Source organism: Ramlibacter cellulosilyticus (genome assembly GCF_014297465.1).
In the GTDB taxonomy this organism is placed as follows: domain Bacteria; phylum Pseudomonadota; class Gammaproteobacteria; order Burkholderiales; family Burkholderiaceae_C; genus Ramlibacter; species Ramlibacter cellulosilyticus.
On the sequence record NZ_JACORT010000004.1, the window covers coordinates 318,635 to 343,080 of the forward strand.

Genomic DNA, 24,446 nt, shown 5'->3' on the forward strand with positions numbered 1-24,446 from the left:
GCTCAGGCCCTTACCTGCCCGGAGGGCCGGCGTTGACCAGCACGGGCGCCATCTGCAGGTTCAGCGACGAGTCCAGCGCCGGCGGGCGGCCACGCTGCGGAGCGCGCGTGGGAGCCGAGGGCAGCGCGAGGTCCACCTTGCAGCGCACCCCGGCAGGCAGCGACAGGTCCGCATTCGGCAACTCCATGCGCACGCGGAAGGTGTTGCTGGCGCCGTCGATCAGCTTGTCCACCAGCGTGACCCTGGCGCTGCGCGGCGTCGCCCCCGGGAATTCCGGCGTGACGGTGAGGTCCATGCCCTGCCGCACCGACGTGTAGGCGGTGGCGGGCAGCACCACCTCGACCCGCAGCGGATGGACCATGGCGACGCGGTAGATGGCCTTCTCCTCCACCCGCTCGCCGGGGGACAGGTAGCGCTCGACCACGATGCCGGAGATCGGGCTGCGGATCGTGCGCAGCCCCAGCTGCGCCAGGCTCAGCTCGTGCTCGCGCGCGAACACGTTGCGCTGCTCGCGCGCCTGCGCCAGCCGGTTCTCGGCGACGGCAGCCTCGGCACGCGCCTGCTCGAGCGCCTGGCTGGAAATGAACTGCTGGTTGGCGAGGTCGACGGCCCGCGCGAGTTTCTGCCGCGCGAGTTCGGCATTGGCCTCGGTCGCCTTGAGCTCGCCGACGGCCTGCGCCTTGCTGGCCGCCACCGCGACGGACTGGCGCTCCACGTCGGAGCGCAAGGTGGCCAGCGGCTGGCCGGACCGCACGCGGTCACCCCGCTCCACCAGCGTGGACTCGATGACCCCGATGACCGGGCTGCCGACCTCGGAGACCCGCAGCGGCTCGATCAGGCAGCCGAGCGCCTGCGCACCTGCCAGCGCAGGGGCGAGCCAGCCCGCGACCAGCACCCAACGACCTCTTCTCATGCTGCACCTGTTCGGCTGAAGGCCAGGTCGCGCTCTTCTTCCGAGGCGACACGGCTGAGTTTCACACGTTCGTAACGATCGGTAAAGGACTGGCGGAACTGCACCCAGGCGACCGTGATCTTTGCCAGGCCGGCGGGTGCCCCCGGCCGCGCCATCCAGCGCCGCCACCAGGCCGGGCACCAGCGCTGGAGCAGCGCGAAATCGGCCGCCAGCATGCGCTCGGCGCTGCCCGGCTGGCCCTGCCGGCCCGCCCTGCCGAGGAATTGGCGGTCGATGCGCGCCGATCCGTTCAGTTGGCACAGGATGACGTGCAGTCCGCCGCGTTCCAGCACTTCCGGCGCGCAGAGGATGTCGGTGCCGCGCCCGGCCATGCTGGTGGCGACCGTGATGCATCCCGCCTGGCCCGCGCGCGCGATCAGTTCGCTCTCTTCCCGGTCCTGGCGGGCGTTCAGCACGCGGTGCGGGAGCCCCTGCGCTGCGAGGACGGCGGAAAGCGCCTCGGATTGCGCCACCGTCTCGGTGCCGACCAGCACGGCGCGTCCCTGCAGCGCCAGGGCTCGCGCGCGCGCCGCGACCTGCGGCCAGAGCGCGGCGCTGTCCGGCCACAAGGCCAGCGGCGGCGATGCGACGCGCGAAGGCGTACGGCGCGGCACGAGCACCAGCCGCAGCCCGTACACCTGCCGCAGCTCCCGCGCCGCCTCCCGAACGGTGCCGCTGGCACCCGCCAGGCGGAGGTAGCGCGGAAAGAAGCGCTGGAAGGTGGTCTGGCTGTGGGGGCTGTTGCGGCGCGTGGCGGCCACGCCCTCCTTCAGCTCCACGAGCTGGTGCAGCCCGGCGGACCAGGCGCGACCGGCGGCGGCCCGGCCGGTGGTCTCGTCCACCAGGGCGACGGCGCCCTCGCGCACGACGTAGTCGCGGTCCCGCTGCAACCCGTGCAGCGCGAGCAGCGCGAGTTCCACGGCGTTCTCGCGGTGGACGCGATGGCCGAGGAGCGGGTGGTTCGCGACGGGCCAGCGGGCGAGGCGCTGGCGGCCCGCGGGCGTGAGCACGAAGCGGCGGCCTTCCGCGCCGCTCTCGTAATGCGTGCCGGCTTCGAGCTCGCGAGCCTGCGCCAGTGCGCCGGCGTGGAAAGCCTCCTCCAGCGCCGAGCCTTCCGCACGCGCGAGGACCAGCGGCACCCGCGCCTCGTCCACCAGCACCGTGTCCGCTTCGTCGAGGATGGCCATGCACAGGCCACGCAGCACGGGCTGGCTGCGGCCCGGCGCAGGCGCCGCCAGCCGGCGCGCGCGCCGCTCCAGCGGCGAGAGGTCGGTGGTGCGCAGCATCGCGTCGCGCAGGTAGTCGAACGCGAGTTCCTTCGCCGTGCAGTAGGTGACGTGCGCCGCGTAGGCCTGCCGGCGGCGGGCCGCATCCATGGACTGGGTGACGCAGTCCACGTGCAGGCCGAGCAGGCTGTAGAAGGGGCGCAGCCGCACGGCGTCCCGCTCGGCGAGGTAGTCGTTGGCGGTGACCACGTGCACCGGCGTGGAGGCCAGCGCGGCGACGGCCGCGGCCATCGCGATGGCCGCGGTCTTGCCCTCGCCCGTCGCCATCTCCGCCAGGCGGTCGTCCAGCAGCACGCGCGCGGCGAAGAGCTGCTGCCGGTGCGGCGCATGTCCGAGCGCTGCGGCGAGCGCGCTCGCGGCGAGCACCGTCGCTTCGAGCAGCCACGCTTCGGGCTCGCCCGCGAGCGAGGACAGGGCCGCGAGGCGGCGCGGCAACTCGTCCGCGGGCACCGTCCCCGCCACGGCGGCGGCATCGGCGAAGCGGTGCAAGGCGCGGATGCCCGCGCGGCGCGGACGCCGCGGCGCACCGGCGCGGACATCCTGCTCGGGGTACTCGCCCCAGGCGAGGCCGGGAAAGGGCCAGCGGGCCGCGAGCGTCATGCCTGCCCGGTGGGGTTGAACTGCCGCAGCAGCAGCTGGCGCAGCGCACGCACGGCCTGCCACCCCACGGGTTGCGGTTCCAGCTGCAGCTTGACCCAGGCGCGCCCGCCGACGTGGCCGGCGGGGACGTCGGGGACCACGACATCCAGCAGGAAGACCGGCTTCTGCGTGCGCAGCGCGTCGCGGTCCGCGGGGTCGACCGGCACCGGACCGCCGTGGCGGTCGGCGAGCGCCGCGCTCGGCAGCTGCTGCGTGGCCGCCGGCGTTTCGCTCGCCAGGGTCGCCGCGTGCGCGGTGAAGGGCGCGCCGGCCAGGCGCACCTCGATGGCACGCACCTGGCCGCGCACCCGCAGCATGTCTTCGTCCTGCAGCACCACGCGCACCTGCGCAGGTTCGGGCGCCAGGACGTAGCCGAGCATGGCGCCCCGCTTCGCGTAGCTGCCGGGGAGGTCCGCCTCGCGGGCCCACACGGTGCGGCCGCTGGCGTGCGCGCGCAGGTCCAGTTCCGCCAGCTGCTGCTCGGCGCGTTCGAGTTCCGCGGTGTTGCGCTCGATCTGCACCTGCGCGTCGCCGGCACGCGCGGGATCGTTCAGGAGCGCCGTGTATTGCTGCGCGAGCAGCCCGGTCCGCTCGCCCCATGCCTTCTCGCGTGCGGCGACCAGCGCGGGATCGGACAGTTGCATCACGACCTCGCCGGCGCGCACCGACGCGCCACCGGCGACCAGCGTCGCTTCGACGAAGCCGCCGGCCTGCGGACGCAGCTGCGCGTGCTCCGGCGGCCAGACGACGCCGCGCGCCACCACGCTCGCCGGTGCAGGCACCACGAAAAGGAGGACGGCTGCTGCGGCCAGCGTGCCCGCCGCGAGCTGCAGCGCCCGCCGCCGCGCAGCCGCGTCCGGAGCGCTGGCAGCCGTGCGCAGGAAGCCGCGGACCATGCCGGCGAGGAGCCAGCCCGCGAGGCCGAGCGCCACCAGCCAGCCCAGGAGCCACGAGTGCTGGCCCACCCAGAACACCAGCGCGAGCAGCAGGCCGAGGCGGTACGCCCAGGACGCAGGCGCGTAGAAGGCGAGCCACTTCGCTTCGCCCGCCGCGAGTGCGGAAGCCGGCAAGGGAGCCTCCGCGCCCAGCAGGCGGCGCCACCGCGAGGCCCACCATGCCTGGCTGCGCAGCGCCAGGTTCGGCAACTGCAGCAGGTCGCACAGGAGGTGGTAGCCGTCCAGCCGCACCAGCGGGTTGGCATTGAAGGCGAGCGTGGAGACCGAGCAGATCAGCAGCACGACGAGCGCGGCGTCGCGCGCGATGCCGGGCGTGAACGCCAGCCAGGCAAACGCCGCCAGCGCCGCCAGCGCGAGTTCCACGACGACGCCGGCCGCGCTGACGGCCGCGCGCTGGCGCGCGGAGCCGAAGGCGTTGGCGGCACTCGCGTCGACGTACGGCGCGGGGGTGAGGAACATCAGCGAAACGCCCACTTCGTGGACGGCGCCGCCGAAGCGGCGCACGGCCAGCGCGTGGCCCAGCTCGTGCAGGGACTTGACCAGCGGGTATGCGACCCATGCGAGCGCGTAGCTCGATGGCGTCGCCAGCACCCGCAGCGCTTCGGCCTGCAGGGCGGGGAAATGGGCCGCGCAGGCCAGTGCGGCGGCGACCACGGCGACGGCCCAGAGCACGAACACCGGCCAGTGCGCGAGCGCCTCCGCCAGCGGCGCGAGCCGATCGAGCAGGCGCGAAGGGTCGAACAGGCGCGTGCGCAGCATCAGCGGATTGACGAAGGCGCGGCGGCGCTGCTGCTCGTCCTCGGCGCGGCGCGCGAACAGCAGCGACAGGTGCGGCGCGGCGTCGAAGTGCAGCATGCCCGCCCGGAACAGCTGCGCGAGCAGGCGCAGCACGTCGTCCTGGGTGGGTGCGTCGTCGCCGCCTCGCGCGAGCAGCAGCTGCCAGATCTCGCCCACGGTCTGCCGCCCGTCGCAGCGGCCGGCGAAGGCATAGGCGGCGGGGTTCAGGCGCAGCTGGCGGCCCGAGCCGGGTTCGACCAGCACGTGCCACAACTGGTCGCGCACGCGGTGGCGCACGATCCGCAGGCCCGCGACCAGGCTGGGCTTGAGGGCCTCCACCCGGTACCAGGAACCGCTGACCAGCGGCTGCGCCATCAGAGCGCGACGGACCAGAGCGCCAGCCGCATCCACGCGGCGGCGCGGTGGAACAGCAGCCAGCCGAGCGAACGCCGGCCGACCTCGATCTTGGCGACCCCGCTCAGGCCCGGACGCAGCCCCGCCTCGCGCTCGGCCAGCACCGCCTCCACCTCGAAGTAATTGCGGCCATCCGCCGCGGTGGCGACCGGCACGATGCGACGCGTGGTGAACGCCAGCGGACGCTCCGGGCGTGCCGCCAGCGCGAGTTGCCCCCGCTGCCCGGGCGCCACGGCGCCGATGTCGCCTTCGTCCACTTCGACGATCAGCCGGAAGCTGTCGCTGGGCGACAGCACCAGCAGGGTCTCGCCCTTCTGCACGGGCGCGCCGAGGTTCTGCCGCAGGTCGCCCTTGATCACGACGCCGTCGAACGGCGCGACCAGCTGGCTGCGCTCCAGCTGCGTCTCGGCCAGTTCCAGCAGCGCCTGGGCCTCCGCCGCGCGCGACTGGCTGATGACCATCTGCGTGCGATCGTTGCGCGCCTGGGCCGCACGGTACGCGTTCTCGTGCTGGCGCAGCTCGCTCTCGCGCCGCTTGCGTTCGAGTTCCAGGTCCTGCGAGGACAGCTGGGCGAGCGGCTGGCCGGCGGTCACGCGATCGCCCGGGCGCACGTTCGCCTGCTGGAGGAAGCCGTCGGTGGCCGCCACCACGGCGCGCTGGACCGATCCCTCCAGCCGCGCCGGCGCGCTGACGCGCCAGGGCCAGGGCAATGCGAGCGCGCCCACGACCAGCAGCACCGCGCTGCCGGCGAGCACCTGGCGGCGCGTGGGCGATCCGAGGTGCGCGCGGATCCAGCCGGCCGCGCGCCGGCGCCAGGGCGCCTCCGCGGCCGCCTTGAGCTCCAGCACGGGACCCGCGAAAGCCGCGACGTCTTCGCAGACCGCGAGTTGCGCGGGAGTGAAGGCCATGCCCGCGTCCCGTTCCAGCGTGAGGGCGCCGACGATCCGTTGGCCCGCCACCAGCGGCACGCTGCAGGCCTGGCCCGTGCCCGCCAGCTGGCGCTGTGCGAGGCTGATGGGGGCATCGGCGGTGGCGGGGGGCCACGCGATCGACAGTCGCTGGTCGAGCGCCTCGTGCATCGCGGCGAGCACGGCAGCCGCCGCGTCGTGGCGGGGGTCGAGTTCCACCTGCTGCGAGCTGCCGGCGATGCGCAGGTCCTCGCCTTCCAGCAGGCCGACGCTCACGCGGCGGCACCGCAGCAGGTCGCCCAGTTCCGCGGCGAGCGCAGTCGCGGCCTCGGCGAGCGGGCGGCGCGCGAGCACCGCCGCCTGGCAGCGCAGGACGGCGTCGGCCGCCGCTGGCGCCGGGTCGGGCGCCGCGGCTTGCAGCAGGTGGGCGGGGGCCTTGTCCATGGAAACGCAGGTGGGCCGCCGGATTCTCCCGGACTGTCGAGGGCGTTACAAGATGAAACTGCGCCCTGGCGCCTTGCGGGCCCCACGCGCCGCCCTGCGGACCCATTCGGTCCGCAAACCGCGGCGCGCTTACAACAGGTGGTGCGTCAGGAAGCGGACTGCGCCAACGCGCGGAAGGCCTTCACCACCTCCGGCGGCGCCTGCACCAGCTCGATCAGCACGCCTTCGCCGCCCACGGGGAATTCCTCGTTGCCCTTGGGATGCACGAAGCAGATGTCGAAGCCGGCGCCGCCGCGGCGGACACCGCCCGGCGCGAAGCGCACGCCCTGCCCCTGGAGCCACTCCACCGCCCTGGGCAGGTCGTCGATCCACAGTCCCACGTGGTTCAAGGGCGTGGAATGCACGGCGGGCTTCTTCTCGGGGTCGAGCGGCTGCATCAGGTCGACTTCGACCTTCAGCGGGCCGACGCCCAGCGCGCAGATGTCCTCGTCGACGTTCTCGCGTTCGCTCTTGAAGGTGCCGGTGACCTCGAGGCCGAACAGGTCGACCCAGAGCTTCTGCAGCTTCAGCTTGTCGGGACCGCCGATGGCGATCTGCTGGATGCCCAGCACCTGGAACGGGCGGTTCATCGCTCGAACTCCACGATCGGCTGGTCGACGGTCAGCGACTCGCCCTTGGAGGCGAGCACCTTGCCCACGACGCCGTCGGCCGAGGCAAAGAGCACGTTCTCCATCTTCATCGCTTCGATCACGGCGAGGCGCTCGCCGGCCTGCACCTTCTGTCCCGGTTGCACCGCCACGTCGACCAGCAGGCCCGGCATCGGCGAGAGCAGGAACTTGCTCATGTCGGGCGGCGCCTTGTAGGGCATCAGCTTGTACATCTGTGCCGTGCGCGGGGTGAGCACCAGAGCGTCGAGCCGCGTGCCGTTGTGGACGATGCGGAACGCCAGCGGGTTCCGTGCCACGCCGCGCTCCACCTGCGCCGTGAACTCCTTGCCGTTGGCGGTGCCGCGGATGCGGGCGCCGCCCAGGTGCCACTTGCTGGAGATGTCGTAGCGCTTGCCGTTCACCTCGATGGAACAGGCGCCGACGCCGCCGTCGAAGCCGGTGACCTTCACGGGCAGGTGCTCGTGCCTGCCTTCGGCGTCGAGGCGGACCACGACGAACTCGCCGTTGACCTTGAACTCGTGGCCGCGCATCTGGCCGCTGATGCCGGACGCGCGCTCCAGCGCACGGCGGTTCGCGAAGGCGGCCAGCGCGGCGAGGAAGTCCTCGTCGTCGTGCGGCACGTCCTCGGCGCGGAAGCCCTTGCCGTAGTGCTCCGCGATGAAGCCGGTGTTGAAGTCACCCGCCACGAACTTCGGGTGCGCCAGCAGCGCCGCCTGGAAGGGGATGTTGCTCGAGATGCCGCGGATCACGAAGCCGTTGAGGGCCTCGCGCATCTTCGCGATCGCGTCGTTGCGGTCCGTGCCGTGCACGATCAGCTTGGCGATCATCGAGTCGTAGTACATCGGGATCTCGCCGCCCTCGGCGACGCCCGTGTCCACGCGCACGCCCAGCAGGTGCTCGCGGTCCGAGGCCCACATGCTGGTGCGCGGCGGCTGGAAGCGCACGAGGCGGCCGGTGGACGGCAGGAAGTTGCGGAAGGGATCCTCCGCGTTGATGCGGCACTCGATCGCCCAGCCGTCACGCTTCACGTCCGCCTGCGTGACCGGCAGCTTCTCGCCGGCGGCCACGCGGATCATCAGTTCCACCAGGTCCAGCCCGGTGATGCATTCGGTGACCGGGTGCTCCACCTGCAGGCGGGTGTTCATCTCCAGGAAATAGAAGGACTGGTCCTTGCCGACCACGAACTCCACGGTGCCCGCGCTCTGGTACTTCACGGCCTTCGCCAGCGCCACGGCCTGCTCGCCCATCGCCTTGCGCGTCGTTTCGCTGATGAAGGGCGACGGCGCCTCCTCGATCACCTTCTGGTGGCGGCGCTGGATGGAGCACTCGCGCTCGTTGAGGTACACCACGTTGCCGTGAGCGTCGCCCAGCACCTGGATCTCGATGTGGCGCGGCTCCTCGACGAACTTCTCGATGAAGACGCGGTCGTCGCCGAAGCTGTTGCGCGCCTCGTTGCGGCAGGAGGTGAAACCCTCGAAGGCTTCCTTGTCGTTGAAGGCGACCCGCAGGCCCTTGCCGCCGCCGCCGGCGGAGGCCTTGATCATCACCGGGTAGCCGATGTCCTTCGCGATGGACACGGCCTGCTCCGCGGTCTCGATCGCGTCGTTGTAGCCGGGGATCGTGTTGACCCTGGCTTCCTTCGCCAGCTTCTTGGAGGCGATCTTGTCGCCCATGGCCGCGATGGAGTAGTGCTTGGGGCCGATGAACGTGATGCCCTCCTCCTCCACGCGCTTGGCGAAGTCCTCGTTCTCCGACAGGAAGCCGTAGCCGGGGTGGATGGCCTGCGCGCCGGTCTTCTTGCAGGCGGCGATGATCTTGTCGGCGACCAGGTAGCTCTCGCGGCTGGGCGGCGCACCGATGTACACGGCCTCGTCGGCGAGGCTCACGTGGCGCGCATCGCGGTCGGCATCCGAGTAGACGGCGACGGTGGCGATGCCCATCTTCTTCGCGGTGGCAATGACGCGGCAGGCGATTTCGCCGCGGTTGGCGATGAGGATCTTGGTGAACATGTTGGCTCGATCGAAGAATCTAGAACGCAGAGGTCGCAGAGGAGGCGCAGAAGTCGCAGAGGAACATCCGAACATCCACTCCTGGTTTTCTCTGCGACCTCTGCGAAACCTTTGCGACCTCTGCGTTCGAAAGGGCTCGCGACGGCGCGGCGACAATCATCACAGCGGGATGTTCCCGTGCTTGCGCCACGGGTTCTCGAGTTTCTTGTCGCGCAGCATGACCAGCGAGCGGCAGATGCGCTTGCGGGTTTCGTGGGGCAGGATCACGTCGTCGATGAAGCCGCGGGCGCCGGCGACGAAGGGGTTGGCGAAGCGGGCCTTGTATTCGGCTTCGCGGGCGGCCAGCTTGGCCGGGTCGCCCTTGTCCTCGCGGAAGATGATCTCCACCGCGCCCTTGGCGCCCATCACCGCGATCTCCGCATTCGGCCAGGCGAAGTTGACGTCGCCGCGCAGGTGCTTGGAGCTCATCACGTCGTAGGCGCCGCCGTAGGCCTTGCGCGTGATCACGGTGACCTTGGGCACGGTGCACTCGGCATACGCGTACAGCAGCTTGGCGCCGTGCTTGATGATGCCGCCGTACTCCTGCGAGGTGCCGGGCATGAAGCCGGGCACGTCGACGAAGGTGATCACCGGGATGTTGAACGCATCGCAGAAGCGCACGAAGCGCGCCGCCTTGATCGAGCTCTTGATGTCCAGGCAGCCCGCCAGCACCAGCGGGTTGTTCGCCACGATGCCCACCGTCTGGCCTTCCATGCGGGCGAAGCCGATCACGATGTTCTTGGCGTAGTCCGGCTGCAGCTCGAAGAAGTCGCCGTCGTCGACCGTCTTCACGATCAGCTCCTTCATGTCGTAGGGCTTGTTCGCGTTGTCCGGCACCAGCGTGTCGAGCGAGAAGTCCATGCGGTCGGCCGGGTCGTTGCTCGGGCGGATCGGCGGCTTCTCGCGGTTGTTCAGGGGCAGGTAGTTGTAGAGGCGGCGCAGCATGATCAGCGCCTCCACGTCGTTCTCGAACGCCAGGTCCGCCACGCCGCTGCGGCAGGTGTGCGTGGTCGCGCCGCCCAGTTCCTCGGCGGTCACCTCCTCGTGCGTCACCGTCTTCACCACCTCGGGGCCGGTCACGAACATGTAGGAGCTGTCCTTGACCATGAAGATGAAGTCCGTCATGGCCGGCGAGTACACGGCGCCGCCGGCGCACGGCCCCATGATCATGGAGATCTGCGGCACGACGCCGGACGCCATCACGTTGCGCTGGAAGACGTCGGCATAGCCGCCGAGGGACGCCACGCCTTCCTGGATGCGCGCGCCGCCGGAGTCGTTCAGGCCGATCACGGGCGCGCCGACCTTCATCGCCTGGTCCATCACCTTGCAGATCTTCTCGGCGTGGGCTTCCGACAGCGCGCCGCCGAAGACGGTGAAGTCCTGGCTGAAGACGAACACGAGGCGGCCGTTGATCATGCCGTAGCCGGTCACGACGCCGTCGCCCGGGATCTTGTTGTCGGCCATGCCGAAGTCCGTGCAGCGGTGCTCCACGAACATGTCCCATTCCTCGAAGGTGCCTTCGTCGAGCAGCAGCTCGATGCGCTCGCGCGCGGTCAGCTTGCCCTTCCTGTGCTGCGCTTCGATGCGCCGTTCGCCGCCGCCGAGCCGCGCCGCGTCGCGCTTCTTCTCGAGCTGCTCGAGGATGTCATGCATGTCGTTCTCCGTTGGTCTTGAGTGCATCGAGCAGGCGCCGGGCCGCGGTGGAGGCCGCGAGCGTGCCCTGCTCGACTTCGTTGGTCATCTGCGGCAGCAGCGCCCGCACCGCGGGGTCCTGCCGGAAGGCCTGCTTCAGGCCGCTTTCGATGCGCTCCCACATCCAGGCGAGCGCCTGGTGCCTGCGCCGCGACGCCAGGCGCCCGTCCGCTTCCTGCAGCGAGCGGAAGCGCGTGACGGCCTGCCAGAAGGCGTCCACCCCCTCGCCCTTCAGGGCGCTGAGCTGCAGCACCTGCGGATGCCAGTGGCTCGCGTCGTGGTGCGCGTGCTCGGGGTTGCCGTGCTGGCCCAGGATGCGCAGCGCGCTGGTGATCTGCGCCTGCGCGCGCGTGGCGGCGTCGCGGTCGATGTCCGCCTTGTTGATCACCACCAGGTCGGCGAGCTCCATCACGCCCTTCTTGATCGCCTGCAGGTCGTCGCCGGCGTTGGGCAGCTGCAGCAGGACGAACATGTCCGTCATGCCCGCGACCGCCGTCTCGCTCTGGCCGACGCCCACGGTTTCGACGATCACGACGTCGTGGCCGGCGGCCTCGCACACCAGCATCGCCTCGCGCGTCTTCGCCGCCACGCCGCCGAGGGTGCCGCTGGAGGGGCTCGGGCGGATGTAGGCCTGCGGGTGCACCGACAGGTGCTCCATGCGCGTCTTGTCGCCGAGGATGGAGCCGCCGGAGACCGTCGACGACGGGTCGATCGCGAGCACCGCCACCCGGTGACCCTGCGCGATGAGGTGCAGCCCCAGCGCCTCGATGAACGTGCTCTTGCCCACGCCGGGCACGCCGCTGATGCCGAGGCGGAACGCGTGGCCGGTGTGCGGGAGCAGCTCGGTCAGCAAGGCATCCCCCTGCGCGCGGTGGTCCGCGCGGGTGGATTCCAGGAGCGTGATGGCTTTCGCCATCGCGCGGCGCTGGGCTGCGCCCGGGCCCGAGAGGATGGCCGTGGAGAGGTTCACGCCGGAGCGCCCTCACCCCAGCCCTCTCCCGGAGGGAGAGGGAGCAACAGCCGGGTCGCAGCCGCCATCACGATTGCGCGACGGCCTTCTTGATCTGCTCCAGCACGTCCTTCGCGCTGGCGGGGATGGGCGTGCCGGGGCCGTAGATGCCCTTCACGCCGGCGTTGTACAGGTACTCGTAGTCCTGCTGCGGGATCACGCCGCCCACGAACACGATGATGTCGTCGGCGCCCTGCTTCTCCAGCTCCGCGATGATGGCCGGCACCAGCGTCTTGTGGCCGGCGGCCAGCGTGCTGATGCCCACCGCGTGCACGTCGTTCTCGATCGCCTGGCGCGCGCACTCCTCGGGTGTCTGGAACAGCGGGCCCATGTCGACGTCGAAGCCGAGGTCGGCATAGGCCGTGGCCACCACCTTGGCGCCGCGGTCGTGCCCGTCCTGGCCCAGCTTGGCGATCATCACGCGCGGGCGGCGGCCCTCGGCCTCCGCGAACGCGGCGATTTCCTTCTTCAGGCTCTCCCAGCCCTCGGCCGAGTCATAGGCAGCTGCATACACGCCGGTCACCTTTTGCGTATCGGCGCGGTGGCGCCCGTAGATCTTCTCCAGGGCCTCGCTCACCTCGCCCACCGTCGCGCGCAGGCGGATCGCCTGGATGCTCAGGTCCAGCAGGTTGCCCTTGCCTGTGCGCGCGGCCGCCGTGAGGGCCTCCAGCGCAGCGTGCACCTTCGCGCCGTCGCGCGAGGCCTTGATCTTCGCCAGGCGCGTGATCTGCTGTTCGCGCACCCTGACGTTGTCCACCTCCAGGATCTCGATCGCCTCTTCCTGGGCGAGCTTGTACTTGTTGACGCCGACGATGACGTCCTTGCCCGAGTCGATGCGCGCCTGCTTCTCCGCCGCCGCCGCCTCGATCTTCAGCTTGGCCCAGCCCGAGTCCACCGCGCGGGTCATGCCGCCCATGGCCTCGACCTCCTCGATGATCTTCCAGGCCGCGTCGGCCATGTCCTGGGTCAGCTTCTCCATCATGTAGCTGCCGGCCCAGGGATCGATCACGTTGGGGATGTGGGTCTCTTCCTGCAGGATCAGCTGGGTGTTGCGGGCGATGCGCGCGCTGAACTCGGTGGGCAGCGCGATCGCCTCGTCGAAGCTGTTCGTGTGCAGCGACTGCGTGCCGCCGAACACCGCGGCCATCGCCTCGATGGTCGTGCGCACGATGTTGTTGTACGGGTCCTGCTCGGTCAGCGACCAGCCCGAGGTCTGGCAGTGCGTGCGCAGCATCAGGCTCTTGGGGTTCTTCGCGCCGAAGCCGCTCATGATGCGGTGCCACAGCACGCGGGCCGCGCGCATCTTGGCGATCTCCAGGTAGAAGTTCATCCCGATCGCCCAGAAGAAGGACAGGCGGCCGGCGAACTCGTCGACGTCCAGGCCCTTGCCGAGCGCGGTCTTCACGTACTCCTTGCCGTCCGCCAGCGTGAAGGCCAGCTCCAGCGCCTGGTTCGCCCCCGCTTCCTGCATGTGGTAGCCGGAGATCGAGATCGAGTTGAACTTCGGCATGTTCCGCGCCGTGTACTCGATGATGTCGCCCACGATCCGCATCGAGGGCTCCGGCGGGTAGATGTAGGTGTTGCGGACCATGAACTCCTTGAGGATGTCGTTCTGGATGGTCCCGGACAGCTGGTCCTGCTGCACGCCCTGTTCCTCCGCCGCGACCACGTAGCCCGCCAGCACCGGCAGCACGGCGCCGTTCATGGTCATGGAGACGGAGACCTTGTCCAGCGGGATGCCGTCGAACAGGATCTTCATGTCCTCCACGGAATCGACGGCGACGCCCGCCTTGCCCACGTCGCCCACGACGCGCGGATGGTCGCTGTCGTAGCCGCGGTGCGTGGCGAGGTCGAAGGCGACGCTCACGCCCTGGCCGCCGGCCGCCAGGCCCTTGCGGTAGAAGGCGTTGGACTCCTCCGCGGTGGAGAAGCCCGCGTACTGGCGGATGGTCCAGGGGCGCGCCGCGTACATCGTGGCCTGCGGGCCGCGCAGGAAGGGCGCGAAGCCGGGAATGGTGTTCGTGTACGGCAGGCCTTCCAGGTCGGCGGCCGTGTACAGCGGCTTCACCGCGATGCCGTCGGGGGTGACCCAGTTCAGGGCGTCGACGTTGCCGCCGGGAGCGGACCTGGCGGCGGCTTTCTTCCACTCCTCGAGGGAGACGGGCTTGGGGGGCGTCGGGGTCATGGTGTGCCTAGTCTACCGCATTCATAATTATTGATAAAGAATTCCGCCCACCCTAGAATGGGGGGCATGTCCGCCATCTCGCTAGCCCCCCGCGCCCTCTACGAGGAAGTCGCCGAGCTGATCCGCCAGCGCATCTTCCGCCGCGAGCTGGAGCCCGGCAGCTGGATCGACGAAGTGAAGCTCGCGCAGGAATACGGGATCAGCCGCACCCCGCTGCGCGAAGCCCTCAAGGTGCTGGCCGCCGAAGGCCTGGTGACCATGAAGGTCCGGCGCGGTGCCTACGTGACCGAGGTGTCCGAGCGCGATCTGGCGGAGGTGTACCACCTCCTCGCCCTGCTGGAAAGCGACGCCGCCGCCGTGGTGGCGGAGCGGGCTTCGGACGCGGAGGTGAAGGAACTGCAGGCGCTGCACGCGGAGCTGGCGGGCGCCGTGGCGGACCGCGACCGCTTCTTCGCGGTCAACGAGCGCTTCCACATGCGTCTGCTGGAGATCGCCGGCAACCGCTGGCGCAACCAGATGGTCGCGGACCTGCGCAAGGTGATGAAGCTCAATCGCCAGCATTCCTTGCTGAAGTCGGGCCGCGTCGAGGAGTCGCTCGCGGAACACGCGGCGGTGATGCAGGCGCTGGCCGCGCGGGACGCCGAGGGCACGCGGGCGCGCATGCAGGAGCACTTCCGCAACGGGCTGGAAGCGGCGGCGTAGCTAGGGCGTGGCCGTGGCCGTCACCGCGTCGCCCCGGCGGTGGCGGACCAGCACCGGCACGAGCAGGACGGAGAAGAACAAGGGCCAGTCCTGCGGCACCTGCAGCAGGAAGGCGGCGGAACCGCCGACGAGGGCCCACGCCGACGGCACCACCACCAGCCACCACGGCAGGCGCGCCGTCGCGAGCAGCAGCACGCCGAACGTGAACAGCGTGAGCGGGCACGGCGTGATGCCGAACATGGGAAGCTGCGCTGCCGGCATGCCGGCGGCGAGCCCGATCAGCGGATACACGACGCCGGAATAGGCGAAGAGCGCCCACGCGAGCACGCGCCTGGGCCCGCCCGCCGCCCCGAACTCCAGCCGCCCCTGCCAGCCTGCGAGCAGGAACAAGGCCGATTGCAGGAGGAACAGTGCCCCGAACGCGTAGGCAGCAGGGTTGATGTGCGTGAACTGCAGCAGGTGGTAGGCGACGCCGGTCCAGGCCCAGCCCACCGCCAGCGTGGTCGCGACGAAGCGGCCGCTTCCCGGCCCGCGGCGCACCAGCGCGAAGCAGGCCGCCAGCCCCGCCAGGTAGGCGAGCACCTGGGCCGGCCAGGCCGCCGCGTTGTAGGCGGACAGCACATCGAGGAACTGCTGGTGCGTGAAGGGCAGCATGGCGTGCTCCGGAGACGCGGTCATCCCACGTTAGCCGGCAGCGCCGCGTGGGAATTGAGCAGGGTCAAGGGAGCGGACGCGCGCCCACCGCCTCTCACTGCCGCTGGAACGCGCTCGCCTGTTCCACGTGCAGGGCGACGATGCAGCCCCGGTGCAGTTCGATGCCGACGTTGACCCACTGCACGTGCTCGGCGGACGCGTCGAGCGTGACGGAGCCCGTGGCGCCGGCCTGGGCACGCCAGCCGCGTCCGGGCGCCACGAACGGCAGGCAGGCCTGCTCCGCGAACTCCAGGCTCTGGGCCACCAGCCAGCGGTAGGGGCCGCTCCCGGGCGCCATGGCGTCCAGCGTCGCAGGCGCGAGCACGAAGCGGTGCCCCGCGATGCGCACCACCCGCGTGCGCGGCCCCGCCTTCAAGGCTTCGCGCAGCAGCGGCCGCACGTCGTCGCCGCTGGACGCCGTGCCGAGCGCGATGCCCGAAAGGCGCACCAGCTCCCCGCTCACGCGCTCGGCGTCCGTGCGCGAGGGAGCGGAGGCGCATCCCGCCGCGAGGGCGGCGACGAGCAGGGTCCAGGCCGGAAGCAGCGAACGCATGGCATTCATCCCGCCGCCGGACGCGCCACCGGACGCGCCTGCGCCAGCATGTCGCTCAGCGCCGTGCAGCGCGCCTGCAGCACGGCCAGGTCCTCCGTCGCGGCGGCCTCTTCCAGGTCGCGGCTGGCGCTGCTCGCGTCCTTGAACCCGTACATCGCGAGGCTGCCCGCGAGCTTGTGCGCCGTGGTGCGGATCGCGTCGCGGCGCCCGTCCGCCACGGCGGCGGCGAGTTCCTCGGCGATCTGCCGGCGGGAGGACAGGAACTCCGGCATCAGCGCCATCAGGCCCGGTTCGACCAGGACCGGCGCGCCCTTGCCCGGATGGGCGAGCGCCGACGGGTCCTGTCCGCACAGGACCGCGAACACCTCCTCGCGCGAGGAAGGCTTGGCGAGGTAGAGGTCGAAGCCCTCTTCCAGGCAGCGCTTGCGGGTCGCCTCGTCGTCATGGGCCGAAAAGGCGGCGATGAGGCTGGGCGCCTCGCCGCGCTCCTTCTGCAGCGCACGGATCCGGTGCACGGCATCCATGCCGCCCAGCACGGGCATTTCCAGGTCCATGAAGATCACGTCCGGGCGGGCTTCGCGGGCGAGCTCCAGCGCGATGCGGCCGTTGACCGCCGTGCGCACCGTCAGCGGCGGGCTGGGCAGCAGGCTCTTGAGGACCACGATGTTGTATTCGTCGTCGTCGACGACCAGCACCGACAGCGCCGGCAGCGCGTTCGCGGGCACGATCGCCTGCGGCGAGGCCCGCCCGTTGCGCGTGCGCACCGGCGGCGCCGCGTGCCAGAGCGGCAGGCGCAGCGCGAGCGTCGTGCCCGCCGCGTCCGACGTCATGCGCAGCGATCCGCGCTGCACCCGCGCCATGAGCCGCGCCGAATAGGCGCCGAGGCCGTTGCCGTCCCGCTTGCCGTGGCTCGCGTACTTCTCGAAGAAGCGGTCACGCACCTCGGCGGGCACTTCGCCCAGGTTGTGGATGTCCAGGGCGACGGCGTCGCCGTTCTCGTCGCTCACCCGGCGCAGGGTCACCCGCACCTCGGCGCCGTCGGGCGACGCCTCCAGCGCGTTCTTCAGCAGGTTGGCGATGGTGGAATAGCAAAGCAGCTCCTCGCCCTGCGCGTACACCGGCTGCAGGGGCAGGTCGTGGACGATGCGCAGCTGCTTGGAGCGCGCATGCGCATCCAGCTCGCGCGTCACCGTCTGCACCAGCGCCGCGAGGTCCACGGCCTGCGCCCGCAGGCGGTAGGTGCCCTCCTCCATGCGGAACAGGTCCAGGGAGAGGTTCACCATGCTCAGGACGCGCAGCGCGGCACGCTCCACGGTGCCGAGGAGCTCGTCGTCCGCCGGGGCCAGCGTGCCGCGTTCGCGCAGCAGGCGGGGGACGGTGGCGATGCTGGCGAGCGGCGTCTTGAGGTCGTGGCGGGCGATGCGCTCCACCTCCTCGCGCAGGCGGAAGGCGTCGCGCAGCGCCTGGTTCTGGTCCTCCAGCTGGCGCACCAGGGCGTCGAGGCGCTCCCGCTGCTCCGCCTCCTTGGCGTGCTGGGTGTCCGCGATGTACGAGAAGATGTTGGTGAAGACCACCAGCAGGGCCAGCGTCACCGTCACCCGCGCCGTGAGCTCCGGCCCGAGCTGCATCCACGCGAGCGGGATCGTCACGAGGATCAGCGTCACGTTGGCGATGTTCGCCCGCCGCCGCGAGAGCATGAAGTGGAACAGCAGGATGCCGGGATAGACCCAGAGCACGCCAATGAGGCCGTTGCGGTACATGGCCATGGCCAGTCCCAGCAGCGACGCGACGAAGATGGCCTCCGGCGGGACCACGGCGCGCCGCCCGCTCGCGATGGAAAACGCGTTGAGCAGCAGGCACACGACGAAGGCGCTGGTGACGACGCCCAGCACGACGCGGTCCTGGAAGAAGTTGTTCACCGCGAACGGCCCCAGCAGCAGGGTGCCCGCGATCGAGAGGCCCATGAAGATCTTCTGGCGGTGGGCCTCGACGAACCCGTGGGGATAGAAGCCTGGCGGCGCCTCCCCCGGCGCCTTGCGCTGCCTCGTGGAAGGCGGTTGCTCGGGCACTAATACTTTCCTCCTGCTCGGCCTCCATGATAAGGGTGCCGGCGGCGGCGTCCAGTCGCCCGAAGGTCGTACGCCCCCTCAGTCGGCGTGCCGGGCGATCGCTTCCCGCAGGTCCGCGGGCACGTCGATCGCGGCGTGGGTCTCCAGCGAGGTGGTCACGACCACCTGCCGCATCGCCATGCGCAGTTCCCCGCTGCCCGCCGCGCGGCACTGCAAGGCCAGCGTCAGCGACTTGCCGCCCAGGCGCTCCACCTGCAGCGAGAGCACCACGTCGTCGCCGAAGCGGCTCACCGCCCGGAAGTCGGCCTCCAGGCGCACGGTGGGCAGCCCGATGCGGCGGCGGCTCACGAGGTCGGCGAAGCCGATCCCCAGGGGCCCGTCCACCCAGTCTTCCATCAGCCCGTTGAACATGACGAAGTACTGCGGGTAGAAGACGATGCCCGCCGGGTCGCAATCCGAGAAGCGGATCCTGCGCGGGACCTCGAAAGCATTCACATGACCTCCCCGCCGGACACGGAGATCGCCTGCCCGGTGATCGAGGCCGCCCCGTCGCCGCACAGCCACCGCACCGCGTCGGCCACTTCCTGCGGCTGCACGATGCGCTGCTGCGGGTTGCCGGCGGCGAACTCCGCGCGTGCCTGCTCCTCGCTGCGTCCCGTCTTGGCGACCACGTTGGCGATGCTCTCGCGCAGGATGTCGGTTTCGGTGTAGCCGGGGCAGACCGCATTGACGGTGATGTTCTTCCGCGCCAGCTCCAGCGCCAGCGAGCGCGTGAGCCCCAGCACGCCGTGCTTGGCGGCGACATAGGCGCTGACGTAGGCATAGCCTTTCTGGGCGGCGGTGCTGGCGATGTTGACGACCCGGCCGCCGCCCGCGGCCAGCAGGTCCGGCAGCGCCGCCTGCGTGCACAGGAAGGTGCCGGTGAGGTTCACGTCCAGCATCTGGCGCCACAGCTGCAGCGAAGTCTTGGCGAACGGCGCGCTCTCCGCCTGCCCCGCGTTGTTGACGAGGATGGTGACCGGCCCGCGCGCGGCGCGCGCCTCGGCGAAGGCGGCGCGCACCTGCGCCTCGTCGGCCACGTCGGCCACGACGAAGCCGTGCTCCCCGGGCAGTTCGCCTGCCAGTGCCTGCAGCGTCTCGCGCTTGCGCCCGAGCAGCGTCACGCGGGCGCCCTCCTGCGCCAGGGTACGGGCGATGGCCGCGCCGATGCCGCGCGCGGCGCCGGTCACGAGGGCGTGGCGGCCGGTGAGGGATGGGGTCATGGGGGTCTCCTACGCCGCGCTGCGGTCCCAGCACCCGGGCGGGACGCCGCGCTCGCGCAGCTTGTATTTCTGCACCTTGCCGTTTTCCGTGCGGGGGAGCTCCGGCAGGACATCGATGTAGCGCGGGATGGCGAACTTCGGCAGGCGCGCCGTGCAGAAGGCGGCCAGCTCCGCGGGCGCGGCGCTCGCGCCTTCGCGCAGCACCACCGCGGCCATCACCTCGTCCTCCGCCAGCTCGGAGCGAACGGGATACACGGCGACCGACGCGACCGCGGCATGTGCCATCAACACCTGCTCCACCTCCCACGAGGAGATGTTCTCGCCCCGGCGGCGGATCGCGTCCTTGATGCGGTCCACGAAGCGGAACGCGCCGTCGGCTTCGCGCACCACGCGGTCGCCCGTGTGGAACCAGAGGTTGCGCCAGGCCTCGACCGTCTTCTCCGGCTTGCCGAAATAGCCGGTGGCGAAGGCGAAGGGTTCGCCGGCGCGCAGCACCAGTTCACCCGCCTCGCCAGCCGGCAGCTCGTTGTCCGCATCGTCCACCACCCGCGCCTCGAAGCCGGCGCGCAGCCAGCCCATCACGCCGCGGCGCGGCGAATCGGGCGCGGTGGCGATCACGAAGTTCGTTTCCGTGGAACCGTAGCCTTCCAGCAGCAGCACGCCGGTGCGCTCGCGGAACGCGGTGCCTGCCGCCTCCGGCACGCCGGGACCGAGGCCGATGCGAACGCGGTGGTCGCGCTCCGCGGCGCCGGCCGGCTGCGCCAGCAGGATGGGCACCATCGCGCCCAGCAGGTAGACCACCGTCGCGCCCGTGCGCGCCATCGCCGGCCAGAAGCCGGAAGCCGAGAAGCGCTCGAGGAAATGCACGCGGCAACCGGCGACGGCCGCCTGCGCGAAGGTATTGAGCGCGTTGATGTGGAACAGCGGGAGCGTCGTGCACAGCACGTCGTCCTCACCGACCCCGAGCACGTCCGCGCTGTTCGCGCCCCACCAGTAGTACTGCGCATGCGGGCACAGCACGCCTTTCGAGGGACCCGTGGTGCCCGAGGTGTAGAGGATGGCGAAGGTGTCGGCGGGCTGCACGGCCGCCGCTTCGACGGGATCGCCGGGCGCGGGCCACGACGTCACGCGCACGGCACCGATGTCGGCGGGTGCCTTCGACGCCCCCACGACCCACACCTGCTGCAAGCCCGTGGCGGCGAGGTCCGCCGTCTCCAGCCGATCCAGGAAAGCCTCGTCGATCACCAGCAGGCGCGCGCCGCTGTCGGCCAGCAGGTACTGGATCTGCGGCCCCATGGAGGCGCTGTTGACCGGCACGGAGGCCGCGCCGATCCAGCCGCAACCGAGCACCGTCTCCAGGCATTCGGCGCGGTTCGGGCACATGACCGCCACGCGATCGCCCTGCTCCACGCCGGCAGCCCGCAAGGCACCGCCGCGCCGCGCCGCTGCCTGCGCCGCATCCGCGTGCCGCCACTCGGCGCCGGGCATGGACAGGAAGGGCCGCGCGCCGAACAGCCGCGCCTGGCGGCGCAGCAGGCCCGGGAGCGTGCGCTCGCCGGGCGGCAGCAGCCATTCAGTCTTCATCGGTCGCGCCGCCCAGGTACGTGGCCTGTACGCGCGGGTCCACAGCGAGGTTCTCCGACGGGCCGCTGAGCGCGATCTCGCCGGTCTCCAGCACGTAGCCCTGGTCGGAGCTGTCCAGCGCGGCGCGCGCGTTCTGCTCCACGAGCAGGATGGACACGCCTTCGCTGCGCAGGCCGCGCACGAAGCCCAGGATCTCCTGCACGATCAGGGGCGCCAGGCCCAGGCTCGGCTCGTCCAGCATCAGCAGGCGCGGCGAGGACATCAGCGCGCGGCCGAGCGCGAGCATCTGCCGTTCGCCGCCCGAGAGCGTGTCGGCGCGCTGCGCGCGGCGCTCGCCCAGGCGCGGAAAGCGCTCGCAGACGAAGTCGATCTGCTTCTTGAGCGCCGCGCCCCGCAGCTTGCGCGGGAAGGCGCCCAGCATCAGGTTGTCGAGCACCGTGAGCTCGCCGAACAACTCGCGCTTCTCCGGCACCAGGCACAGGCCGCGCTCCACGCGCGCCTCCACGTCCAGGCCGTGCAGGTCCTCGCCTTCGAAGCGCAGCTTGCCCTTGGACGGCAGCAGGCCCATGGCGGCGGCCAGCAGCGTGGTCTTGCCGGCGCCGTTGGGGCCGATCACGGAGACGATCTGCCCCGGCTCCAGCGTCAGCGTCACGCCGCGCACGGCGTCCACCTGCCCGTAGGAAACGTGCAGGTCTTCGACTTCCAGCATCGCGGTCATGCTGCGGCTCCCACCGCCGCCTTCCGGGGCGGCTCTTCGACGCGCGCGGCAGGCGGCGTGTTGACGGGGCCACCGAGGTAGGCGGCCTGCACGTCGGGGTTGGCGCGCACGGCGGCGGGCACGCCTTCCGTGAGCTTGGAGCCGAAGTTCATCACGACCAGGCGGTCCACGAGTTTCATCACGAAGTCCATGTCGTGTTCGACGATCAGGATGGTCACGCCTTCGGCGCGGAGCTTGCGCAGCAGCTCGCCGAGCTCCTGCTTCTCCTTGCGGCGCAGGCCGGCGGCGGGCTCGTCCAGCACCAGCAGCACGGGGTCGGCCGCGAGGGCACGCGCGATCTCCAGGATGCGCTGCGTGCCCAGCGGCAGGCTGCCGGCGAGCTCGTGCGCGCGCTGCGCGAGGCCGATGCGATCCAGCTGGCGCCAGGCCTCCGCCATGATCTGCGCTTCCTCGCGCCGGTCCAGGCGCAGGCCCGCGGCCATGAGGCCCTTGTGCGTGCGGCCGTGCGCGCCGAGCGCCACGTTGTCCAGGAGCGTCATGTGCGGGCGCAGCTTCACGTGCTGGAAGGTGCGCGCCATGCCGCGGTTGGCGATCACGCGCTGCTGCAGCCCCGTCACGTCCTCGCCGAGGAACTCCACGCTGCCGCTGGTCATGGGCGCCGTGCCCGTGAGCAGGTTGAACATCGTGGACTTGCCGGCACCGTTGGGGCCGATCAGGCCCACGATCTCGCCCGCCGCCACTTCGAAGCTCACGTCGTTCACGGCCACCAGGCCGCCGAAGCGCTTCACCGCGTTGCGCACGCCCAGCAGCTTGGTGCCGCGTGCCGGCAGCTCGCGGCGCGGCAGGGGCGGCGCCTGCGGCGGCTGCGCAGCTTCCTTCCGTGCGAAGCGCCCGCGCGTCCAGCGCGTGACGAAGCCCATGAGGCCCGCGCGCGCATAGTGCAGCAGCAGCAGGAACAGGATGGCGAAGCCCACCGCCTGCAGCTCGCCGCCGCGCTGGGTGAACATCGGCAGCACGTCCTGCAGCGCGTTCTTCATCACCAGCACCAGGGCCGCACCGACGATGGCACCGCTCAACTGGCCCAGGCCGCCGGCCACCGCCATCAGCAGGTACTCGATGCTGGCCCGCACGTCGAAGGGCGACGGGCTCACGAAGCGGTTGGTGTGCGCATAGAGCCAGCCGGCCACGCCGGCCAGCAGCGCCGCCAGCACGAACAGCGTGAGGCGCACACGGAAGGCGTCGGCGCCCACGCTGGCCAGCAGGATCGCGCCGCCGCGCAGGCTGCGGATGGCGCGGCCCGATCGCGACTGCAGCACGTTGTAGCAGAAGAGCACGGCCAGGCCGACCACCACCCAGATCAGGTAGTACATCGCGCGCGGGTCGGCGAGCGAGACGCCACCCAGCACGAGCGCCGGGATCTTGGACAGGCCCGTGTGGCTGCCCAGGGCCTGCATGTTGCCGAACAGCAGCGCGATGGACAGGCCCCACGCGATGGTGGACAGCGGCAGGAAGTGGCCGCCCAGGCGCAGCGTCAGCAGGCCGATGGCCAGCGCCGCCACGCCGGTGAGCAGCAGCGCGAACAGCAAGCCGATCCAGGGCGAGTAGCCCTGTGCCGTGGTGAGCCACGCCGTCGCATAGGCGGCGATGCCGACGAAGGCCGCCTGGCCGAAGGACGTGGCGCCGCCGACGCCCGTCAGCAGCACGAGGCCCAGGGCGACCAGCGCGCTGATGCCGATGTCGTTCAGCAGGCTGACGCCGAAGTTGCCGAGGGCGAACGGCGCCAGCGCCAGGACGGCGACGACGACCGCCAGCAGGATCACGCGGGGGCGGTTCATTGGTCGATCTCCTCCACCTCTTCCTCCGGATGCCGGGTCATGGCGGAACGCATCATCAGCACCGGGATGAGCAGGCTGAACACGATGACGTCCTTCAGCGCGCCGCTCCAGAAGGAGCCGAAGCTCTCCACGACGCCGACGGCGAGCGCACCCACGGCGGTGAGCGGATAGCTCACGAGGCCGCCGATGATGGCGGCGACGAAGGCCTTCAGGCCGATCAGGAAACCGGAGTCGTAATACATGGTCGTCACCGGCGCCACCAGCACGCCGATCAGGCCGGCCAGCACGCCCGCGAAGGTGTAGGCGAGCAGCGCGGTCCGCGCAGGCCGGATGGCCACGAGCCGCGCGCCGATGCGGTTCACCGCCGTGGCGCGCAAGGCCTTGCCGATCGCCGTGCGCTCGAAAGCCAGGAAGAACATCGCGCTCAGCACGATGGCGGACGTCATCATCAGCAGCACCTGCGCGCTCACGGAGAAGCCGCCCGGCAGCGCCAGGGAGCCTTCGGCGAGCGGCGCCGTGCGCGAACCTTCCGGCCCGAAGAACAGCAGGCCGAGGCCGGAGAGCAGGAAGTGCAGCGCCAGCGAGGCGATCAGCAGCACCAGGGTGGACGCGTCGGCGATCGGCTGCAGCGCGATGCGCGCCACGAGCGGCGTGATCGGCACCACCAGCAGGATGGCCGTGGCGATGAACACCGCATGCGGCACCTGCTGCCCGCCCACGGCCCACGCCAGCAGGCAGGGCAGCGCCGGCAGCACGCCCCAGCCGATCACCGCGCGCGGGATGCGCGCGAACTCGCCGCGCCGCGCGAGCGACACGACCTCCACCACGACCGCGAGCGCGGCCAGCGTGAGCACCAGCCCGATGGTGGCGGGGCGGCGCCCCGCCTCGAACGCCGCCAGGCTCAGGGCCGAGAAGGCCGCGACGTCGCCGAACGGGACGAACACCACCCGCGTGACGGAAAAGATCAGCACCAGGCCCAGCCCGGCCAGCAGGTACACCGCCCCGTTGGCCATGCCGTCGATGCCCAGGATGAGTGCTACGTCCCAAGTCAT

General features: G+C 71.2%; 19 protein-coding genes. 1 reads left to right on the plus strand and 18 read right to left on the minus strand.

Annotated features, from left to right (window positions below; translation table 11 throughout):
* Positions 1-10 precede the first annotated feature (10 nt).
* The 9 genes from H8N03_RS12335 to scpA all read right to left on the minus strand — a co-directional run bounded on the left by H8N03_RS12335 (position 11) and on the right by scpA (position 13,978).
* Positions 11-913: an efflux RND transporter periplasmic adaptor subunit gene (locus H8N03_RS12335; RefSeq protein WP_187076475.1), complete on the minus strand. Its 903-nt coding sequence runs from the start codon at positions 911-913 to the stop codon at positions 11-13.
* The gene (locus H8N03_RS12340) at positions 910-2,838 is read right to left on the minus strand and encodes a preprotein translocase subunit SecA (RefSeq protein ID WP_187076476.1); all 1,929 of its coding nucleotides are present in this window, start codon (positions 2,836-2,838) and stop codon (positions 910-912) included. Before H8N03_RS12340 ends, H8N03_RS12335 begins: the two co-directional genes overlap by 4 nt.
* On the minus strand, positions 2,835-4,985 hold the full coding sequence (locus H8N03_RS12345; RefSeq protein ID WP_187076477.1) for a PqqD family peptide modification chaperone: 2,151 nt from the start codon (positions 4,983-4,985) through the stop codon (positions 2,835-2,837). Before H8N03_RS12345 ends, H8N03_RS12340 begins: the two co-directional genes overlap by 4 nt.
* Positions 4,985-6,376 (minus strand): GAF domain-containing protein, encoded by a 1,392-nt coding sequence (locus H8N03_RS12350; protein WP_187076478.1) that lies wholly within the window; start codon positions 6,374-6,376, stop codon positions 4,985-4,987. The genes H8N03_RS12345 and H8N03_RS12350 overlap by 1 nt, the downstream gene beginning before the upstream one ends.
* A gap of 146 nt (positions 6,377-6,522) precedes the next feature.
* A complete protein-coding gene (locus H8N03_RS12355) occupies positions 6,523-7,005 on the minus strand; it encodes a VOC family protein (RefSeq protein ID WP_187076479.1) in 483 nt (160 codons plus the stop codon).
* On the minus strand, positions 7,002-9,053 hold the full coding sequence (locus tag H8N03_RS12360) for an acetyl-CoA carboxylase biotin carboxylase subunit (RefSeq protein ID WP_187076480.1): 2,052 nt from the start codon (positions 9,051-9,053) through the stop codon (positions 7,002-7,004). Before H8N03_RS12360 ends, H8N03_RS12355 begins: the two co-directional genes overlap by 4 nt.
* 159 nt (positions 9,054-9,212) lie before the next feature.
* Positions 9,213-10,745, minus strand: a complete 1,533-nt coding sequence (locus tag H8N03_RS12365) for an acyl-CoA carboxylase subunit beta (protein ID WP_187076481.1) — start codon at positions 10,743-10,745, stop codon at positions 9,213-9,215.
* The gene (gene meaB / locus H8N03_RS12370; protein ID WP_354005112.1) at positions 10,738-11,754 is read right to left on the minus strand and encodes a methylmalonyl Co-A mutase-associated GTPase MeaB; all 1,017 of its coding nucleotides are present in this window, start codon (positions 11,752-11,754) and stop codon (positions 10,738-10,740) included. Before meaB ends, H8N03_RS12365 begins: the two co-directional genes overlap by 8 nt.
* 67 nt (positions 11,755-11,821) lie before the next feature.
* Positions 11,822-13,978 (minus strand): methylmalonyl-CoA mutase, encoded by a 2,157-nt coding sequence (gene scpA, locus H8N03_RS12375; protein WP_187076482.1) that lies wholly within the window; start codon positions 13,976-13,978, stop codon positions 11,822-11,824.
* A 66-nt stretch (positions 13,979-14,044) separates the two neighbouring features.
* Here scpA and H8N03_RS12380 point away from each other — a divergent pair, with 66 nt between their 5' ends.
* Complete coding sequence (locus H8N03_RS12380; RefSeq protein ID WP_187076483.1) at positions 14,045-14,680, plus strand: GntR family transcriptional regulator; 636 nt, start codon at positions 14,045-14,047, stop codon at positions 14,678-14,680.
* Here H8N03_RS12380 and H8N03_RS12385 read toward each other — a convergent pair whose 3' ends face one another.
* The 9 genes from H8N03_RS12385 to H8N03_RS12425 all read right to left on the minus strand — a co-directional run bounded on the left by H8N03_RS12385 (position 14,681) and on the right by H8N03_RS12425 (position 24,446).
* Positions 14,681-15,334, minus strand: coding sequence for a DUF6064 family protein (locus tag H8N03_RS12385; RefSeq protein WP_187076551.1), 654 nt, complete (start codon positions 15,332-15,334; stop codon positions 14,681-14,683). It abuts the gene before it with no gap.
* 94 nt (positions 15,335-15,428) lie between these two features.
* Entirely contained in the window at positions 15,429-15,926 is a 498-nt protein-coding gene (locus H8N03_RS12390; RefSeq protein WP_187076484.1) for a hypothetical protein, read from the minus strand.
* 5 nt (positions 15,927-15,931) lie between these two features.
* Positions 15,932-17,995, minus strand: a complete 2,064-nt coding sequence (locus H8N03_RS12395; RefSeq protein WP_187076485.1) for a response regulator — start codon at positions 17,993-17,995, stop codon at positions 15,932-15,934.
* 78 nt (positions 17,996-18,073) lie between these two features.
* A complete protein-coding gene (locus tag H8N03_RS12400; RefSeq protein WP_354005113.1) occupies positions 18,074-18,490 on the minus strand; it encodes an acyl-CoA thioesterase in 417 nt (138 codons plus the stop codon).
* Complete coding sequence (locus tag H8N03_RS12405; RefSeq protein ID WP_187076486.1) at positions 18,487-19,257, minus strand: SDR family NAD(P)-dependent oxidoreductase; 771 nt, start codon at positions 19,255-19,257, stop codon at positions 18,487-18,489. Before H8N03_RS12405 ends, H8N03_RS12400 begins: the two co-directional genes overlap by 4 nt.
* 9 nt (positions 19,258-19,266) lie before the next feature.
* A complete protein-coding gene (locus H8N03_RS12410; RefSeq protein WP_187076487.1) occupies positions 19,267-20,841 on the minus strand; it encodes an ATP-dependent acyl-CoA ligase in 1,575 nt (524 codons plus the stop codon).
* Positions 20,831-21,559, minus strand: a complete 729-nt coding sequence (locus tag H8N03_RS12415; protein ID WP_187076488.1) for an ABC transporter ATP-binding protein — start codon at positions 21,557-21,559, stop codon at positions 20,831-20,833. The genes H8N03_RS12410 and H8N03_RS12415 overlap by 11 nt, the downstream gene beginning before the upstream one ends.
* Complete coding sequence (locus tag H8N03_RS12420; RefSeq protein ID WP_187076489.1) at positions 21,556-23,394, minus strand: branched-chain amino acid ABC transporter ATP-binding protein/permease; 1,839 nt, start codon at positions 23,392-23,394, stop codon at positions 21,556-21,558. The genes H8N03_RS12415 and H8N03_RS12420 overlap by 4 nt, the downstream gene beginning before the upstream one ends.
* Positions 23,391-24,446 (minus strand): branched-chain amino acid ABC transporter permease, encoded by a 1,056-nt coding sequence (locus tag H8N03_RS12425; RefSeq protein WP_187076490.1) that lies wholly within the window; start codon positions 24,444-24,446, stop codon positions 23,391-23,393. The genes H8N03_RS12420 and H8N03_RS12425 overlap by 4 nt, the downstream gene beginning before the upstream one ends.

Coding starts and splice junctions, on each gene's coding strand:
- H8N03_RS12335 (WP_187076475.1), bottom strand. CDS start 913: ATGAGAAGAGGTCGTTGGGTGCTGGTCGCGGGCTGGCTCGCCCCTGCG.
- H8N03_RS12340 (WP_187076476.1), bottom strand. CDS start 2,838: ATGACGCTCGCGGCCCGCTGGCCCTTTCCCGGCCTCGCCTGGGGCGAG.
- H8N03_RS12345 (WP_187076477.1), bottom strand. CDS start 4,985: ATGGCGCAGCCGCTGGTCAGCGGTTCCTGGTACCGGGTGGAGGCCCTC.
- H8N03_RS12350 (WP_187076478.1), bottom strand. CDS start 6,376: ATGGACAAGGCCCCCGCCCACCTGCTGCAAGCCGCGGCGCCCGACCCG.
- H8N03_RS12355 (WP_187076479.1), bottom strand. CDS start 7,005: ATGAACCGCCCGTTCCAGGTGCTGGGCATCCAGCAGATCGCCATCGGC.
- H8N03_RS12360 (WP_187076480.1), bottom strand. CDS start 9,053: ATGTTCACCAAGATCCTCATCGCCAACCGCGGCGAAATCGCCTGCCGC.
- H8N03_RS12365 (WP_187076481.1), bottom strand. CDS start 10,745: ATGCATGACATCCTCGAGCAGCTCGAGAAGAAGCGCGACGCGGCGCGG.
- scpA (WP_187076482.1), bottom strand. CDS start 13,978: ATGACCCCGACGCCCCCCAAGCCCGTCTCCCTCGAGGAGTGGAAGAAA.
- H8N03_RS12380 (WP_187076483.1), top strand. CDS start 14,045: ATGTCCGCCATCTCGCTAGCCCCCCGCGCCCTCTACGAGGAAGTCGCC.
- H8N03_RS12385 (WP_187076551.1), bottom strand. CDS start 15,334: ATGCTGCCCTTCACGCACCAGCAGTTCCTCGATGTGCTGTCCGCCTAC.
- H8N03_RS12390 (WP_187076484.1), bottom strand. CDS start 15,926: ATGCGTTCGCTGCTTCCGGCCTGGACCCTGCTCGTCGCCGCCCTCGCG.
- H8N03_RS12405 (WP_187076486.1), bottom strand. CDS start 19,257: ATGACCCCATCCCTCACCGGCCGCCACGCCCTCGTGACCGGCGCCGCG.
- H8N03_RS12410 (WP_187076487.1), bottom strand. CDS start 20,841: ATGAAGACTGAATGGCTGCTGCCGCCCGGCGAGCGCACGCTCCCGGGC.
- H8N03_RS12415 (WP_187076488.1), bottom strand. CDS start 21,559: ATGACCGCGATGCTGGAAGTCGAAGACCTGCACGTTTCCTACGGGCAG.
- H8N03_RS12420 (WP_187076489.1), bottom strand. CDS start 23,394: ATGAACCGCCCCCGCGTGATCCTGCTGGCGGTCGTCGTCGCCGTCCTG.
- H8N03_RS12425 (WP_187076490.1), bottom strand. CDS start 24,446: ATGACTTGGGACGTAGCACTCATCCTGGGCATCGACGGCATGGCCAAC.